15 protein-coding genes are annotated in these 14,628 nt (G+C 67.1%); 8 read left to right on the top strand and 7 right to left on the bottom strand.

The window, feature by feature from the left end:
- Positions 1 to 12: 12 nt before the first annotated feature.
- Genes flgF through flgH form a run of 4 tightly spaced genes read left to right on the top strand, consistent with a single transcriptional unit; the run spans position 13 to position 3,393 of the window.
- Positions 13 to 756 carry a flagellar basal-body rod protein FlgF gene (gene flgF, locus FHT98_RS02790; protein ID WP_142112229.1) on the top strand — a complete coding sequence of 248 codons (744 nt, stop codon included), beginning with the start codon at positions 13 to 15 and terminating at the stop codon, positions 754 to 756.
- Positions 757 to 771: 15 nt separating this feature from the next.
- Positions 772 to 1,563: a flagellar basal-body rod protein FlgG gene (flgG, locus tag FHT98_RS02785; protein ID WP_061966919.1), complete on the top strand. Its 792-nt coding sequence runs from the start codon at positions 772 to 774 to the stop codon at positions 1,561 to 1,563.
- Between the two features lie 12 nt (positions 1,564 to 1,575).
- Positions 1,576 to 2,622 (top strand): flagellar basal body P-ring formation chaperone FlgA, encoded by a 1,047-nt coding sequence (gene flgA, locus FHT98_RS02780; RefSeq protein ID WP_142112227.1) that lies wholly within the window; start codon positions 1,576 to 1,578, stop codon positions 2,620 to 2,622.
- Positions 2,623 to 2,640: 18 nt separating this feature from the next.
- Complete coding sequence (gene flgH, locus FHT98_RS02775; protein ID WP_142112225.1) at positions 2,641 to 3,393, top strand: flagellar basal body L-ring protein FlgH; 753 nt, start codon at positions 2,641 to 2,643, stop codon at positions 3,391 to 3,393.
- Between the two features lie 217 nt (positions 3,394 to 3,610).
- On the opposite strand, the gene FHT98_RS02770 is transcribed toward flgH, so the two are convergent.
- The 6 genes from FHT98_RS02770 to FHT98_RS02750 form a co-directional block, all read right to left on the bottom strand.
- Entirely contained in the window at positions 3,611 to 5,086 is a 1,476-nt protein-coding gene (locus FHT98_RS02770; RefSeq protein ID WP_142112223.1) for a SulP family inorganic anion transporter, read from the bottom strand.
- Positions 5,087 to 5,278: 192 nt separating this feature from the next.
- Complete coding sequence (locus FHT98_RS26090; protein ID WP_185745051.1) at positions 5,279 to 5,449, bottom strand: hypothetical protein; 171 nt, start codon at positions 5,447 to 5,449, stop codon at positions 5,279 to 5,281.
- A gap of 16 nt (positions 5,450 to 5,465) precedes the next feature.
- A complete protein-coding gene (locus tag FHT98_RS02765; protein WP_142112221.1) occupies positions 5,466 to 5,858 on the bottom strand; it encodes a GFA family protein in 393 nt (130 codons plus the stop codon).
- Between the two features lie 155 nt (positions 5,859 to 6,013).
- A complete protein-coding gene (gene dksA, locus FHT98_RS02760) occupies positions 6,014 to 6,436 on the bottom strand; it encodes an RNA polymerase-binding protein DksA (protein ID WP_061966923.1) in 423 nt (140 codons plus the stop codon).
- Between the two features lie 178 nt (positions 6,437 to 6,614).
- Positions 6,615 to 7,637 (bottom strand): hypothetical protein, encoded by a 1,023-nt coding sequence (locus FHT98_RS02755; protein ID WP_248309132.1) that lies wholly within the window; start codon positions 7,635 to 7,637, stop codon positions 6,615 to 6,617.
- Positions 7,612 to 8,985, bottom strand: a complete 1,374-nt coding sequence (locus tag FHT98_RS02750; protein ID WP_142112219.1) for an MBOAT family O-acyltransferase — start codon at positions 8,983 to 8,985, stop codon at positions 7,612 to 7,614. The genes FHT98_RS02755 and FHT98_RS02750 overlap by 26 nt, the downstream gene beginning before the upstream one ends.
- Before the next feature lie 173 nt (positions 8,986 to 9,158).
- Between FHT98_RS02750 and FHT98_RS02745 the strand changes: the two genes are divergently transcribed.
- Genes FHT98_RS02745 through FHT98_RS02730 form a run of 4 tightly spaced genes read left to right on the top strand, consistent with a single transcriptional unit; the run spans position 9,159 to position 12,839 of the window.
- The gene (locus FHT98_RS02745; RefSeq protein ID WP_142112217.1) at positions 9,159 to 9,821 is read left to right on the top strand and encodes a CerR family C-terminal domain-containing protein; all 663 of its coding nucleotides are present in this window, start codon (positions 9,159 to 9,161) and stop codon (positions 9,819 to 9,821) included.
- Positions 9,818 to 10,777, top strand: coding sequence for an HlyD family secretion protein (locus tag FHT98_RS02740; protein WP_091856550.1), 960 nt, complete (start codon positions 9,818 to 9,820; stop codon positions 10,775 to 10,777). Before FHT98_RS02745 ends, FHT98_RS02740 begins: the two co-directional genes overlap by 4 nt.
- A gap of 29 nt (positions 10,778 to 10,806) precedes the next feature.
- Entirely contained in the window at positions 10,807 to 11,700 is an 894-nt protein-coding gene (locus FHT98_RS02735; protein ID WP_142115661.1) for an ABC transporter ATP-binding protein, read from the top strand.
- Positions 11,697 to 12,839, top strand: a complete 1,143-nt coding sequence (locus FHT98_RS02730) for an ABC transporter permease (protein ID WP_142112215.1) — start codon at positions 11,697 to 11,699, stop codon at positions 12,837 to 12,839. The genes FHT98_RS02735 and FHT98_RS02730 overlap by 4 nt, the downstream gene beginning before the upstream one ends.
- 130 nt (positions 12,840 to 12,969) lie before the next feature.
- Here FHT98_RS02730 and FHT98_RS02725 read toward each other — a convergent pair whose 3' ends face one another.
- Positions 12,970 to 14,499, bottom strand: a complete 1,530-nt coding sequence (locus FHT98_RS02725) for an acyl-CoA carboxylase subunit beta (protein WP_061966928.1) — start codon at positions 14,497 to 14,499, stop codon at positions 12,970 to 12,972.
- Positions 14,500 to 14,628 lie beyond the last annotated feature (129 nt).

The following is a 14,628-nucleotide window of genomic DNA, read 5'->3' as shown; positions in this document are numbered from 1 at the left end:
GGGAGATAAGCCGTGGAGAACGCGCTTCTCATCGGCCTGTCGCGTCAGGTGGCTCTGGCGCGCGAGCTGGACGTCATCGCCAACAACGTGGCGAATGTCGGCACCAATGGATTCAAGGCGCGCAGCGCGCGCTTCACCGAATTCCTCATGCCTGTCGCGAAGGCCGACGCCTTCAAGCCGGCCGACCGGCCGCTGTCCTATGTCATCGACAAGGGCACGCCGCTCGACCTGTCGCAGGGCATGGTGGAGCTCACCGGCAATCCGCTCGACGTCGCTCTGAAGGGCGACAACTATCTCGTCGTGCAGACGCCGAACGGCGAACGCTATACCCGCGCCGGCTCCCTGAGCCTCGACCGGCAGGGCCGGCTTGTCACCCAGACCGGCCTGCCGGTGATGGGCGAGGCCGGGCCGATCGTCTTCGGCTCCAGCGAACATTCCATGCGCATCGCCGCCGACGGCACCGTCAGCAGCGACCAGGGCACGCGCGGCAAGCTGCGGCAGGTGCGCTTCGCCGATCCGGCGGCGCTGGCGAGCGAAGGCACCAACCTGTTCTCCTCGGCCACGCCGCCCCAGGCGGCGGGCATCGAGGCGCGGCTGGAGCCGGGCGCGATCGAGCGCTCCAACGTCAAGGCCGTGGTCGAATTGACCCGCCTGATGGAGGTGCAGCGCAACTACCAGAACGTCGCCAACATGATGAGCAAATCCGATGAGCTGCGCAGCCGGGCGATCTCGCGCCTGGCGGACCAGCAGGCCTGATAGGGAGCGAGCACCATGCGCGCCATGCAGACAGCCGCCACCGGCATGATGGCCCAGGAGATGAACGTCCAGGTCATCTCCAACAACATCGCCAACGTCCGGACCACCGGCTACAAGCGCCAGCAGGTTCATTTCCAGGACCTGCTCTACGAGAATTTCCGGCGCGCCGGCTCGGCCACCTCGGACCAGAACACCCAGGCTCCGGCCGGCACCTTCATCGGTTCCGGCGTCAAGACGGTCTCGACCGGCCGCGTCATGACGCAGGGCAATATCAGCCCGACGGAGAAGCCCTACGACGTCGCCATCCGTGGCGAGGGCTTCTTCCGCATCCGCATGCCCGATGGCCGCACCACCTATAGCCGCGACGGTTCCTTCGATCTCGACGCGCAGGGCCAGCTCGTCACCCGCGACGGCTACCAGGTCGAGCCCGGCATCACCGTGCCGAACAACGCCTCCAGCGTCAGCATCAACGCGCAGGGCATCGTCGAGGCGATGGTGCCGGGGCAGACCGCCCCGCAGCAGCTCGGCCAGATCCAGCTCGTGCGCTTCGTCAACAAGGTCGGCCTCGAGTCGATCGGCGACAACCTCTATATCGAGACCGCGGCCTCGGGCCAGCCGATCGACGGCTTCGGCGGCGGCGAGGGCTTCGGCACGCTGCAGCAGAACTACCTCGAGGAAGGCAACGTCCAGGCGGTCACCGAGCTGTCCTCGCTGATCGCCGCGCAGCGCGCCTACGAGATGAATTCCAAGGTCATCACCGCCGCCGACCAGATGATGTCGGCGACGACGCAGATGTTCCGCGGCTAAGGGGGGCGCATCATGATCCGCCTCTCCCTGATCGCCCTGGCTCTCTCCGGCAGCGCCGCTCTGGCCGCGCCGCAGCAGGCTCAGCCCGCGCCGGTCGCGGTCGCCTCCGCCGTTGCGGCTCCTGCCGTCGCAGCGCTGCCATCCAGGCTGCAATTGCGCTCCGAGATCAATCTCGGGCGCGATCTCGTCACCTTCGGCGATCTCATTCCCGGCCTTTCCGGCGAGGCTGCCGCGACGGCGGCCTTCCGGGCGCCGGCGCTGGGCGAGACCGGCACGATCCAGGTCGCCCGCATCGTCGAGGCCGCCCGCGCGGCCGGCATCGTCCACGATGCCAGCGAGTTCCGGAGCCAGGGTTTCGCACAGGTGGTGGTGACGCGCTCCGCCCGTCGCATCACCGCCATGGACCTCGAAGCCGCCGTGAAGACCGGACTGCAGGAGCGCTTCGGCGTCGATGCCCGCATCTTCGCTCTGGCGATCGATGGCGGGGCACCGAGCATCGCCGTCGAGCCCGAGCTGACGGGCGACGTCGCCGTGGTCGAACTCTCCTTCGATGCCCGCTCGCGGCGCCTGCAGGCCCGGCTCGCGGTGCCCGGCAGCGCGGCGATGCGGCTGAAGCCGCTGCGCATCTCCGGCCAGCTCGTCGAAACCATGGAAGTCGTGGTGCCCAGGCGCCTGATCGCCCGTGGCGAGACGCTCGGCAAGGACGATGTGGTCATCGAACGCCGCCAGCGCGAGGGGCAGGGCGGCGAGGTCATCGGCGATATCCGCGCTGCCATCGACAAGGTCGCGCGCCGCGCCCTGCTCGCCGGCGTGCCGCTGCGCGCAAGCGACGTCCAGCGCGAGGAGATCGTCGGCAAGGGCGATCTCGTCACCATCGTCTACGAGACGCCGGGCCTGCTGCTCACCCTGCGCGGCCGGGCCAACGAGGCCGGCGCGATGGGCGATGTCATCTCCATCACCAATCCCCAGTCCAAGCGCGTGCTGCAGGGCAAGGTGAGCGGTCCCGGGCGGGTTTCCGTCCAGCCTTCCGCCGCCGGCCGCGTCGCCAGCGCTCAGTAAAGTTCCGTGGAAAGAGCCATGTCCGCCAACCGCTTCGCCAAGTTCACCGGGCTCCTCCTGCTGACCGCCTCGCTCGGCGCCTGCGGCATCGGCGACCGCCTCGCCAATGTCGGCCAGGCGCCGACGCTGTCGCCGGTCGAGGACCCGACCGCCGCCAAGGGCTACAAGCCGGTGCAGATGCCGATGCCGGAGGTGTCGCACGCCTCCTATGCGCCGAACTCGCTCTGGCGCACCGGCTCGCGCGCCTTCTTCAAGGATCAGCGTGCCCGCAGGGTCGGCGACCTCGTCACCGTCAAGGTCAAGGTCACCGACAAGGCCCAGCTCAACAACACGACCAAGCGCAGCCGCAAAAACGGCGAGGATCTCGGCGCGGAGAACGCCTTCGGCTTCGAGAACAAGGTCGATGCCTTCCTGCCCAACGGCGCCAAGGCCTCCTCCCTGCTCAAGCTGGAATCCGACGGTTCCAGCGAGGGCGCGGGCTCGGTCAACCGCTCCGAGACGCTGGCGACCAATGTCGCGGCGGTCGTCACCCAGAACCTGCCCAACGGCAACCTGGTGATCGAGGGCAAGCAGGAGATCCGCGTCAATTTCGAGGTGCGCGAACTGATCGTCGCCGGCGTGATCCGGCCGGAGGACATCGAGTCCGACAACACCATCGATTCAACCAAGATCGCCCAGGCCCGTATCGCCTATGGCGGCCGCGGCCAGATCACCGATGTCCAGCAGCCGCGCTACGGCCAGCAGGTGATGGATATCCTGCTGCCCTTCTGATCTTTCGACCCTTCCCACCGAAATCCCGGACGGCGCGGAACGCTCCCCCTTGTCTCCGCGCCGGCCGGTCGGCGGTCTCTCCCGAGCCGCCACCCTCCCGGCTGCCTGCCACGCTCCCCAAGCTTTACAAAGGTCGGCGGCCAGAAGCCCCGCGTCCTCCCGACGCGGGGCTTTCCCATGTCGCTCAAAGGCGGCAATCGCCGCGGCACGCTCTCCGTCAGTGGCCGGCCGCGAGCGCCCCATCCCCCTTGTCGTGCACCGCGAGGCGCTCGACCATGGTGGCGGTCGCCTGGTTCATGCCGATGATCTCGACGGCGATGTCGTGGTGCCGGAACTTGAGCACGACGCGATCGAGGGCGTTGATGGCTGTGATGTCCCAGAAATGCGCGGCACTCAGGTCGATGACGACCTGCCTGACCTCCTCCTCGCGGAAGTCGAAGGCGGCGTGGAAGGCTTCGGCCGTGGCGAAGAAGATCTGCCCGGCGACGCGGTAGATCCGCTTCTCGCCGGCGCGCTCGGAGGCGACGGCGAAGAAGCGTGTGACCTTGTGGGCGAAGAACAGTCCGCTCAGCACGACGCCGAAGAGCACGCCCTTGGCAAGGTCATGCGTGGCGACGACGACCGCGACCGTGCCCAGCATGACGAAGCTGGAGCTTTTCGGATGGATCAGCAGCGTCTTCAGCGAGCGCCACTGGAAGGTGTTGACCGAGACCATGATCATCACCGCGACGAGGGCGGCCATCGGGATCTGGGCGACATAGGGGCCGAGCACCACGATCAGGAATAGCAGGAATCCGCCCGCCCACAGGGTCGAGAGGCGCCCGCGGCCGCCCGATGAGACGTTGATGACCGATTGCCCGATCATGGCGCAGCCCGCCATGCCGCCGAAGCAGCCGGCGACGATGTTGGCGAGGCCCTGGCCGGCGCATTCACGGTTCTTGTCGGAGGTCGTGTCGGTCATCTCGTCGATGATCGCCGCGGTCATCAGGCTTTCGAGCAGGCCGACCATGGCGAGAGTCAGCGCATAGGGCGTGATGATCTTCAGGGTCTCGAGGGTGAGGGGGACCTGCGGGAGGGCGAAGAAGGGCAGTTCGCTGGGCAGCGCCCCCATGTCTCCGACAGTGCGGATACTGAGGCCGAAATACATCGAGATCGCGGTCATCACGACGATGGTGACCAGTGGCGACGGCACCGCCCGGGTCAATCGCGGCAGCAGGTAGATGATCGCGAGGCCGGCCGCCGTCATGGCGTAGACGATGGGGCCGCGCCCCAGCAATTCGGGCATCTGGGCCAGGAAGATCAGGATGGCGAGCGCATTGACGAAGCCGGTCACGACCGAGCGCGACACGAAGCGCATCAGGTTGCCGAGCTTCAGGATGCTGGCGATGATCTGGAAGAGTCCAGTCAGGAGCGTTGCCGCCAGCAGGTAATCGAGGCCGTGCTGCTTCACCAGCGCGGTCATCACCAGGGCCATCGCGCCGGTCGCGGCCGAGATCATGGCCGGGCGCCCACCGGCAATGGCGGTGATGACGGCGATGCAGAAGGAGGCATAGAGCCCGACCTTAGGATCGACGCCGGCGATAATCGAGAAGGCGATGGCCTCCGGGATCAGGGCGAGCGCGACGACGGTGCCGGCGAGGAGCTCGCGCGTGATATTCGGAGCCCATTCGCTCCGCAGATGAGAGATGGTCATGACGCAGGTTTCCCGTCCGGAAGGCCGCAGCCCCCCGGGCAAACAGAATCGGCCGCGGTTTAGCGGCAGCGAATGAGGGAAGCCGGCGCCTAGGGCGGGCTCAGGCGCGTGCGGAAGAACCTGATGAGCGCGATCATGCCGCGAGGCATAGCAAATTCATGCGCAGGAGCAACGACGCTGGGCGCGTGAGGGCTATGCGGGCTCCTTCGAGCCGGTGCCCGGGGACACTGTTTCGGCCAGTTCCCGACTGCATTCGGTGAGGTCGCCATTCGAGGTCTTGTGCGTGTGGCAGCGCGCATCGTCGCGGGCGCAAGCCGGGATCGTGAGCATCAAAAGCAGGCAGGCGACCAGATTTCGCGACATGATCGATGGTTCTCCGTTAGACCTCGGAGCGGTTTACGGCGCCACGATCGCGCTCGTAACGCTTCTTCAGCGGGAAGGGCGGCAGCCAGGCTTCGCGGCGGATGGTCCAGAGCTCGTAGGTCGGCATTAGCTGGTCCGGGGCGTCGAGCGATCCGAGGTTCACCTCGGTCTCGTCGCCGGAGCGCCCGAAGACCGGTGAGCCGCAGCGTGGGCAGAAGAACCGCCCGTCATAGTCGCGCGCTTCGCCCTCGATCGCCACCGCGTCCTGCGGGAATATCGCGGAGGCGTGGAAAAGGGCACCGTGATGCTTGCGGCAGTCGAGACAGTGGCAAATGCCGACCCGGTAAGGGCGCCCCGACGCCACGATCCGCAGATTGCCGCACCGGCATCCGCCCGTGAAACGGTCCATGCTGCGCGTCCTCCTCGATTGGCGGTTGTCGCCGCGAGGTTAGGGCAGGCCGCTTCCTGACGGAAACGGGCTGTCGAGATAGGGGGCTTCACGCAAAAGGCCCCGCGCCTGTCGACGCGGGGCCTTTTGGACAAGTCGGGCAAGCCTGTCGCGGCTCAATCGTCGCGGAAGACGCGCTCGTTGCGCTCGTGGCGCTCCTGCGCCTCCAGCGAAAGCGTCGCGATCGGGCGGGCTTCCAGACGCTTCAGCGAGATCGGCTCGCCGGTCTCCTCGCAATAGCCGTAGGTCGCATCATCGATCCGGGCGATGGCCGCGTCGATCTTGGCGATCAGCTTGCGCTGCCGGTCGCGGGCGCGCAGCTCGATGGCGCGGTCTGTTTCGGAGGAGGCCCGGTCGGCGATGTCCGGGTGATTCTCGCTCTCTTTCTGCAAGGTCAGCAGGGTTTCCCTGGCTTCCCGCAGGATCTCGTCCTTCCAGGCGAGGAGCTTGCCGCGGAAATACTCGCGTTGACGGTCGTTCATGAACGGCTCGTCATCGCTCGGCTTGTAATCCGCCTCGAGGATGATCTGCTTCGACATGGGCGCTCTCTCAGTTGTCGGCTCACGCACCCATCGGCTGTGCCGCGGAAGGGGAGCCGATTTGGCGCCCTTATAGCGATCCGTTTCAACTGGAACAATCGCTTCCGACAGGACTTCAACGGCTTCGTGAAAACGCGCGATCCAGCGCCCATTTTTGGCGAAAACGGCGGAATTCGCGTCAATTCAGCTTGCGGATCGCGTCGGCGATGTCGGCTTCGACCAATCTGGCGATCGGTTGCCGGTAATGACTATGGTCGAAGAACAGCTTCGGATCGCGCAATTCAGGCCTGTCGACCCGCCAATCGACCAGCGCCGTGCGCGGGCGGCGGGCCGCCAGGTCGGCGAAGGCCTTGCGGCAGGCCGCATCGGCCGCGGCATCGCGCGTGCCGGGCTTCGACAGGGCGGTGACATAGACTGGCGGGCGCAGGAGAATCAGCACGGTCTCGGCCGGGGCCGCCTTCATCAGCTCTTCCAGACCCCTCGCCGCCGGGAAGGGGCCGTCGACATTGCCGCCGCCGGCCTCGATCGGCTTCTGCAACCGGGCGATGATCTCCGGATTGGTGCCGTAGCCCTGCACGCCGTAGCCCGATTCGTAGTCCCAGTAGCCGTCCGGGCGTGCGCGCTCGGCCTTGCCCGACGTCAGGTAGCCGATTCGGCGGGGCAGTTCCTCCAGCAGGTCGAAGCGCATCAGCCCGCCGAGATAGTCGGGCAGGCTGCGGCTCAAAAGCCAGAACGGGAAGGGCTTCTCGTTGGGCAGGGCCGGGTTCGCGGTGCACCAGTAATTGTCGATGCCGACCACGATTGCCTGCGGTGGTGTCGCGCGGTGGTGGCGCAGGAACCAGTCGATCGTCGCGAAGGTCTCCCTCGGCTGTGTCGCCGGCGCGATCAGCGAGACGAAGGGGATACCGGTCTTCGCATGCAGCTCCTCCGGCGAGATCAGCTGGATATGCGAGTTGCCGAAGATGGCGCCGGTGAAGCGCGGATCGCGCCCGCGGCTCGCCAGCGCCGTGCGCGGGCCCTGCGGGCGCACGCCTTCCCCGAGCTTCAGCGGCGAGCGGCCGGAATCATAGGGATCGATCAGGAAGGCGGCCGTCAGGAAGGCGACCGCGATCAGCACCGCTGCGCTGAGGAAGGCGCCGGTGAAGCCCGTCCACTTCGCCGCCCGAGCGGCCTGCTCAGAACTGGAAGTAGATGAACTCATAATTGGCGTCTTCGCCGATCTTCAGCAGGATGATGACGAACAGGAGCCCGGCGAGGATCGCGAGCCAGCGGGCCGGCGGCAATTTATGGACGAGGTTCCAGGCGGTGGGGCCGATGATGGCGAAGGCGGCTGCCGGCAGCAAAGCCCGCCATTTGAAGCCGGTGCCGATGGGGCCGAGTCCGAACAGGCCCTTGTAGATCGCGAGCGCGGCCTCGAAATTCGTCGCCCGGAACAGCACCCAGCAGAGCATCACGAACAGGAAGGTCAGGACCCAGCCGAGAGCAGCCGGCATCGGCAGGCCGGCGCGGCGCCAGAACAGGGCGGCGATCAGCGCCAGTCCGTGCGCTACGCCCCAGGCGACGAAGGTCAGGCCGGCGCCGTGCCAGAGCCCGCCCAGCGCCATGGTCGCGAACAGCGCCCAGATCTGCGTCGGCAGGCCGCTGCGCGAGCCGCCGAGCGGGATGTAGAGATAATCGCGCAGGAAGCGCGACAGCGTCATGTGCCAGCGGCGCCAGAAATCCTGGATCGAGAGTGAGCGATAGGGCGCCTCGAAGTTCTGCGGCAGCACGATGCCGAAGAGCAGGGCGAGGCCCAGCGCCATGTCGGTGTAGCCGGAGAAGTCGAAATAGATCTGGAAGGTGAAGGCGAGCGTCGCCTGCCAGGCCTCCATCAGGCTGATGACCTTGCCGGCCGCCGCGGCCGCGAAGACCGGGTTGGCGTATTCGGCGAGGGGGTCGCCGATCAGCACCTTCTTGGCGAGGCCGGCGGTGAGCAGCAGCAGGCCGCGCGCGATCCGCTCGGCTGCGTCCGGGCGCTGATAGGGCCGCTCGTCGAGCTGGTGCATGATCTCGCGCCAGCGCACCAGGGGGCCGGCGAGCACCTGTGGGAAGAAGGCGATGTAGAGCGCGTAGCGGACGAGATCGTAGCGCGGCGCCTGCCCGCGCCGCAGATCCGTCAGGTACATGATGTGGTGGAAGGTGAAGAAGGAGATGCCGAGCGGCAGCGCGATGTCGAATTTCGGCGCCGGCAATCCGGGAATCATTCCAGCGAGATCGGCGAAGAAGTTGAAGTACTTGAACACCGCGAGGACAGCGAGGTTCAGGACGATCGCAAGCGTGATCAGCGCGCCGGACTTCGTCTTCTGGAAGGCCTCGGCGATCAGCCAGTTCAGCCCGATCGAGAGCACGAGTAGCGGCAGGAAGCGCCAGTCCCAATAGCCGTAGAAGGCGAAGGACAGCGCCACCAGCACCGGCAAGCGCCAGCGCGGCGCAAAGCGTTCCGCCGCCCAGTGGAGGGCGAGCGCCAGCGGCAGGAAGGCAAGCAGGAAGACGAAGGAGTTGAAAAGCATCGGGCGGGGAGCGGATCACAGGATGGGTGCCGCCTTAGACCATTATGGACGGCGAGTCATGTCGGGGCTGGTGCGGCGCAGGAGGGCGGAAGAAGGCATAGGCGGCGGGCGCTTGTCCCCGCTATTTCAATCAATCGATTGATTGAAATAGCGGGCGATGATATGGATGCGGCATGAAAGCTATTTTCGAGAGCGATGCCGGGACACGCGAAGCGCTGATCCGGGCCGGGCTCGACCTGTTCGGGCGGCATGGATTCGAGGCGAGCTCGATCCGCCAGATCGCCCAGGCGGCCGGGGTCAACAGCGCCGGCATCGCCTATCATTTCGGTGGCAAGGACGGTTTGCGCCAGGCCTGTGCCGAGGCGATCGTCGCGACGATGAAGCAGCGGGTCTTCGGCGCCGCTGCGGCGATGCCGCCCCTCGACAGGCTCGCGCCGGAGGCGGCAGCCGAGCTGCTGTTCGGCATCGTCGGGCGTGTCACGGCCTTCGCGACGCAGGCGCCGGAAAGCGAGACGATCGCCCGCTTCGTCCTGCGTGAGATGATGGAACCGACCCCGGCCTTCGAGGCGCTCTACGAGGGGCTGGTTGGGCCGGTCCATGGCCATCTCTGCCGGCTCTGGGCGGCGGCGACCGGGATGGAGCCGGAGGCGGAGGCAACCAAGCTCGCGGTCTTCGCGACGATCGGGCAGGTGCTTTACTTCCGGCTGGCGCGGCCGGCCGTGATGCGGCGCATGGGCTGGAGCGCGATCAACACGGCTGAGAGCGAGGCGATCGCCGGCGTCATCCGCGCCAATCTCCGCGCCAGTATCGCCAGCATGCGGGAGAACAGGTCATGATCCTCGGCTTCCTCTGTTCCTTCGGGCTGATCGCGGCGAGCTTTTCCGCCTGCGGCGGCGATACGGTCCGCATCGCCGGCTATGTCGAGGGCGAATATGTCCGGCTCGGGCCGATCGATACGGCCCGGATCGAGCGCATCGATGTCCGCCGGGGCGACCGCGTCGAGGCCGGCCAGGCCGTGGCGGGGCTCGAACGGACCGATGCCGAGAATGCCGTTGCCGAGGCCGAGGCGCGGCTGGTGCAGGCGCGGGCGCAGCTCGACAATCTGAAGAGCGGCAAGCGGCCGGAAGAGATCGCGGTGATCGAGGCGAGCCTCGCCTCCGCCAAGGCGCAGGAGCGCGAAGCCGACCGGGCGCTCGACCGGCGGCAGGACCTGTTCCGCCGGGGCGTCTCCACCCAAGCCGATCTCGACCAGGCGGTGACGGCGCGCGACGTCGCCGGCGCGCGGGTCCGCGAGATCGGTGCCAATCTTGGCGTGGCGCGGCTGGCGGCAAGGCCCGACGAGATCAAGGCCAGCGAGAATCAGGTCGAGCAGGCGAAATCCGCACTGGCGCAGGCGCAGTGGAAGCTGTCGCAGCGCCAGCTCGTCGCGCCCGCGGCCGGGCGGATCAGCGACGTCCTGCGCCGGGTCGGCGAACTCGCCGGGCCGAGCGCGCCGGCGCTCCTGATGCTGCCGGACGGCGCCGCCAAGCTGATGCTCTATGTGCCGGAGATCAGGATCTCAGGCGTGACGACCGGCATGAAGCTCGATGTCCGCTGCGATGGCTGTGCGCCCGGCCTGACCGCCACTGTGACTTATGTCTCGCCGGAGCCCGAATTCACGCCGCCGGTGATCTATTCGGCGCAGACGCGCCAGAAGCTGGTCTATCTGGTCGAGGCGCGACCGGATGGCGGGCCGCAATCGGCGCTGCAACCCGGCCAGATCGTCGACGTCACGCTCAGGGCGCAGCGGTGAGTGCCGCGCTCGCCATCGATGTCCGCGGCATGACCAAGCGCTTCGGCAAGCGCACGGTGGTCGACGATGTCGATCTCGCGGTGGCGACGGGCGAGATCGTCGGCTTCCTCGGCCCCAACGGCTCGGGCAAGACGACGACGATCCGGATGATCTGCGGCTTGCTCAGGCCCGATGCCGGGGAGGGCACCGTGCTCGGGCTCGACGTCCGTACGCAAAGCGCCGCGATCAAGCGCCAGGTCGGCTACATGACGCAGCGCTTTTCCTTCTACGAAGACCTGACCATCGCCGAGAACCTGACCTTCGTCGCCCGGCTCTACGAGCTCGATCCCGTAGACGAGGCGGTGGCGAAGACGCTGGACGGGCTGGGCCTGACCTCGCGCAGGGACCAGCTTGCCGGCACGCTCTCGGGCGGTTGGAAGCAGCGGCTGGCGCTGGCCGCCTGCATCATGCACCAGCCGAAGCTCTTGCTGCTCGACGAGCCGACCGCCGGTGTCGACCCCAAGGCGCGTCGCGAGTTCTGGGACGAGATCCATCGGCTGGCCGGCGACGGTCTGACCGTGCTGGTCTCCACCCATTACATGGACGAGGCCGAGCGCTGCCACCGCATAGGCTACATCGCCTATGGCCGGATGCTGGCCACGGGGACCGTCGAGGAGGTCGTTCGCGGTTCGGGCCTCGTCACCTTCGTCGTCCATGGCGCACTGAAGTCCGCCCAGATCCGGGCGCTGGAGGCGACCGAGGGCGTCGAGCAGGTCGCTCCCTTTGGCGCGACGCTGCATGTCGTTGGCACCGACCGGGGGAAGCTGGAAGCGGCGCTCGAACCCCTGAAGCGCGAGGCCGGTATCAAGGTCGAGCCCGGCGAGACCAGCCTCGAGGACGTCTTCATCAAGTTCATGACCGGCGCGCAGGAGCGGGCGGCATGATTGCGCTGTTTTCCCCACGCCGGCTCGGTGCGATCCTGGCGAAGGAGTTCGTGCAGATGCGGCGCGACCGCATCACCTTCGCCATGATGCTGGCGGTGCCGATCGTCCAGCTCCTGCTCTTCGGCTATGCGATCAACAACGACCCGCGCGGCCTGCCGGCGGCGGTCCTGGCGCTCGGGCAGGATCGCTATACTCGTGCCGTGGTCTCGGCGCTGGAGGTCTCGAACTATTATCGCTTCGGCGAGCGGCCGCAGAGCGCGGCCGAGGCCGAGAGCCTGATGGCGAAAGGCGAAATCTCCTTCCTCGTCACCATTCCCAGCGATTTCGGCACCCGCGTCGAGCGGGCGGACGAGCCGCGCATCCTGGTCGAGGCCGACGCGACCGATCCTGCGGCGGCGAGCGGGGCGGTCTCGGCGCTGGGCACGATCGCGAGCCGGGCCCTGCTGCGGGCGCAGGGGCGCGAGCCGGTGACCGATCCCGCAGGGGCCAGTGGCGACAGCCTCTCCTTCGTGGTGCACCGGCGCTACAACCCGGAGAACATCACCCAGTACAACATCGTGCCGGGCCTGCTCGGCGTCATCCTGCAGATGACCATGGTGATGATGACGGCGATGGCGCTGACCCGCGAGATCGAGCGCGGCACCATGGAGAACCTGCTCGCCATGCCGGCGACGGCCGGCGAGATCATGCTCGGTAAGGTGCTGCCCTATCTCGCCATCGGCGCGGTGCAGGTGGTGATCGTGCTGGGCGCGGCCAAGCTGCTCTTCGCCGTGCCCTTCCTCGGCGGGCTCGGGCTGCTGCTCACCTGCGTGCTGGTCTTCGTGCTGGCACTGGTGCTGCTTGGCTACACGATCTCGACGGTGGCGCGCACGCAGCTCCAGGCGATGCAGCTGACCTTCTTCTTCTTCCTGCCTTCCCTGATGCTGTCGGGCTTCATGTTCCCCTTCGCCGGCATGCCGGGCTGGGCGCAGGCGCTGGGCGAGCTCTTCCCGCTGACGCATTTCCTGCGGATCATCCGCGCGATCATGCTGAAGGGCGCAGGCTTGAGCGATATCGGCGACGAGGTGCTCTATCTCAGCCTGTTCGTGCCGGTCTATGCGGGGCTCGCGCTGATGCGGTTCCGGAGCACGCTGGACTAGCAGGTCAGGTCGTCATTCTCGGGCGGAGCGAAGCGCAGACCCGAGAATCTCTTGACAAGACGGGGTAGGCCGGAGCCCCACGCAGCCTCAGATGCTCGGGTCAAGCCCGAGCATGACGCGCGTTGCGATGTCAGAGCGGAATGTTGTCGTGCTTCCGCCAGGGCCGCTCGACGTTCTTGGTCCGGAGCATCGCGAGCGCCCGCGCGATGCGGCGTCGCGTCGAATGCGGCATGATCACCTCGTCGATATAGCCGCGCTCGGCCGCGACGAAGGGCGACATGAAGCGGTCCTCGTATTCCTTGGTCTGGCGCGCGATCGTCTCGGCATCGCCGCCGCGGAAGATGATCTCGACCGCGCCCTTGGCGCCCATCACCGCGATCTGCGCGGTCGGCCAAGCATAGTTGACGTCGGCGCCGATATGCTTGGAGGCCATCACGTCATAGGCGCCGCCGAAGGCCTTGCGCGTGATGATTGTGACCAGCGGCACGGTGCATTCGCTATAGGCGAAAAGCAGCTTGGCGCCGTGCTTGATCAGGCCGCCATATTCCTGCGCGGTGCCGGGCAGGAAGCCGGGAACGTCGACGAGCGAGACGATCGGGATCTCGAAGGCGTCGCAATAGCGCACGAAGCGCGCCGCCTTGCGCGAGGCGTCGGAATCGAGCACGCCGGCCAGCACCATCGGCTGGTTCGCGACTATGCCGACGGTGCGGCCCTCGATGCGGCCGAAGCCGGTGACGATATTGCCGGCATAGGCGGCCTGAATCTCGAAGAAGTCGCCCTCGTCGACCGTCTTCAGGATCAGTTCCTTGATGTCGTAGGGCTTGTTCGGATTGTCGGGGACCAGCGTGTCGAGGCTCATGTCGACGCGATCAGGCACGTCGAATGACGGCCATTCCGGCACGCCGGCCGTGTTGTTGGCGGGGAGGAAGTCGAGCAGGCGGCGCACCTGCAGCAGCGCCTCGACATCGTTCTCGAAGGAGCCGTCGGCGACCGAGGACTTCGAAGTGTGGACCTTGGCGCCGCCGAGTTCCTCGGAGGTCACGGTCTCGTTGGTGACGGTCTTCACCACCTCCGGGCCGGTGACAAACATGTAGGAGGTGTCGCGGACCATGAAGATGAAATCGGTCATCGCCGGCGAATAGACGTCGCCGCCGGCGCAGGGGCCCATGATCACGGAGATCTGCGGGATCACGCCCGAAGCCTGCACGTTCCGCTTGAAGACCTCGCCATAGCCGCCGAGCGCCGCGACGCCCTCCTGGATGCGGGCGCCGCCGGCATCGAACAGGCCGACGATGGGCGCGCGCATCTTCAGCGCCATGTCCTGGATCTTGATGATCTTCTGCGCGTGGGTCTCGGAGAGCGAGCCGCCGAAGACGGTGAAATCCTTGGAGAAGACGAAGACGGTGCGGCCATTGACCGTGCCCCAGCCGGTGACGACGCCGTCGCCGGGGATCTTCTCGGCCTTGTCCATGCCGAAATCGACGGCGCGGTGCTGCACGAACATGTCGAACTCCTCGAAGGAGTCCTTGTCGAGCAGGAGCTCGACGCGCTCGCGCGCCGTGAGCTTGCCGCGCTTGTGCTGCGCCTCGATGCGGCGCTCGCCGCCACCCTTGCGGGCGCCCTCGCGCCGGGATTCGAGCTGTTCGAGAATATCCTTCATGGCGGCAGGCTCCCGGCGGGCAAAACGCGTCTCAAAGCCGGCTTAAGCGGCGAAAGCGGATGAGTCCATGACGACGTTTGCGCAAGCCGGAACCGCAATCATGCGGAACGATGGGAAGCCGGGCTATCG

This window comes from Allobosea sp. AK1, from assembly GCF_006714945.1.
In the GTDB taxonomy this organism is placed as follows: Bacteria; Pseudomonadota; Alphaproteobacteria; order Rhizobiales; family Beijerinckiaceae; genus Allobosea; species Allobosea robiniae.
This window is presented reverse-complemented; position numbering and strand designations above follow the sequence as displayed.

Bases quoted from the DNA above. Each gene is read 5' to 3' on its own strand.
- flgG (WP_061966919.1), top strand. From the start codon at position 772: ATGCGCGCCATGCAGACAGCCGCCACCGGCATGATGGCCCAGGAGATG.
- flgA (WP_142112227.1), top strand. From the start codon at position 1,576: ATGATCCGCCTCTCCCTGATCGCCCTGGCTCTCTCCGGCAGCGCCGCT.
- flgH (WP_142112225.1), top strand. From the start codon at position 2,641: ATGTCCGCCAACCGCTTCGCCAAGTTCACCGGGCTCCTCCTGCTGACC.
- FHT98_RS02770 (WP_142112223.1), bottom strand. From the start codon at position 5,086: ATGACCATCTCTCATCTGCGGAGCGAATGGGCTCCGAATATCACGCGC.
- FHT98_RS26090 (WP_185745051.1), bottom strand. From the start codon at position 5,449: ATGTCGCGAAATCTGGTCGCCTGCCTGCTTTTGATGCTCACGATCCCG.
- FHT98_RS02765 (WP_142112221.1), bottom strand. From the start codon at position 5,858: ATGGACCGTTTCACGGGCGGATGCCGGTGCGGCAATCTGCGGATCGTG.
- dksA (WP_061966923.1), bottom strand. From the start codon at position 6,436: ATGTCGAAGCAGATCATCCTCGAGGCGGATTACAAGCCGAGCGATGAC.
- FHT98_RS02755 (WP_248309132.1), bottom strand. From the start codon at position 7,637: ATGAGTTCATCTACTTCCAGTTCTGAGCAGGCCGCTCGGGCGGCGAAG.
- FHT98_RS02750 (WP_142112219.1), bottom strand. From the start codon at position 8,985: ATGCTTTTCAACTCCTTCGTCTTCCTGCTTGCCTTCCTGCCGCTGGCG.
- FHT98_RS02745 (WP_142112217.1), top strand. From the start codon at position 9,159: ATGAAAGCTATTTTCGAGAGCGATGCCGGGACACGCGAAGCGCTGATC.
- FHT98_RS02740 (WP_091856550.1), top strand. From the start codon at position 9,818: ATGATCCTCGGCTTCCTCTGTTCCTTCGGGCTGATCGCGGCGAGCTTT.
- FHT98_RS02735 (WP_142115661.1), top strand. From the start codon at position 10,807: ATGACCAAGCGCTTCGGCAAGCGCACGGTGGTCGACGATGTCGATCTC.
- FHT98_RS02730 (WP_142112215.1), top strand. From the start codon at position 11,697: ATGATTGCGCTGTTTTCCCCACGCCGGCTCGGTGCGATCCTGGCGAAG.
- FHT98_RS02725 (WP_061966928.1), bottom strand. From the start codon at position 14,499: ATGAAGGATATTCTCGAACAGCTCGAATCCCGGCGCGAGGGCGCCCGC.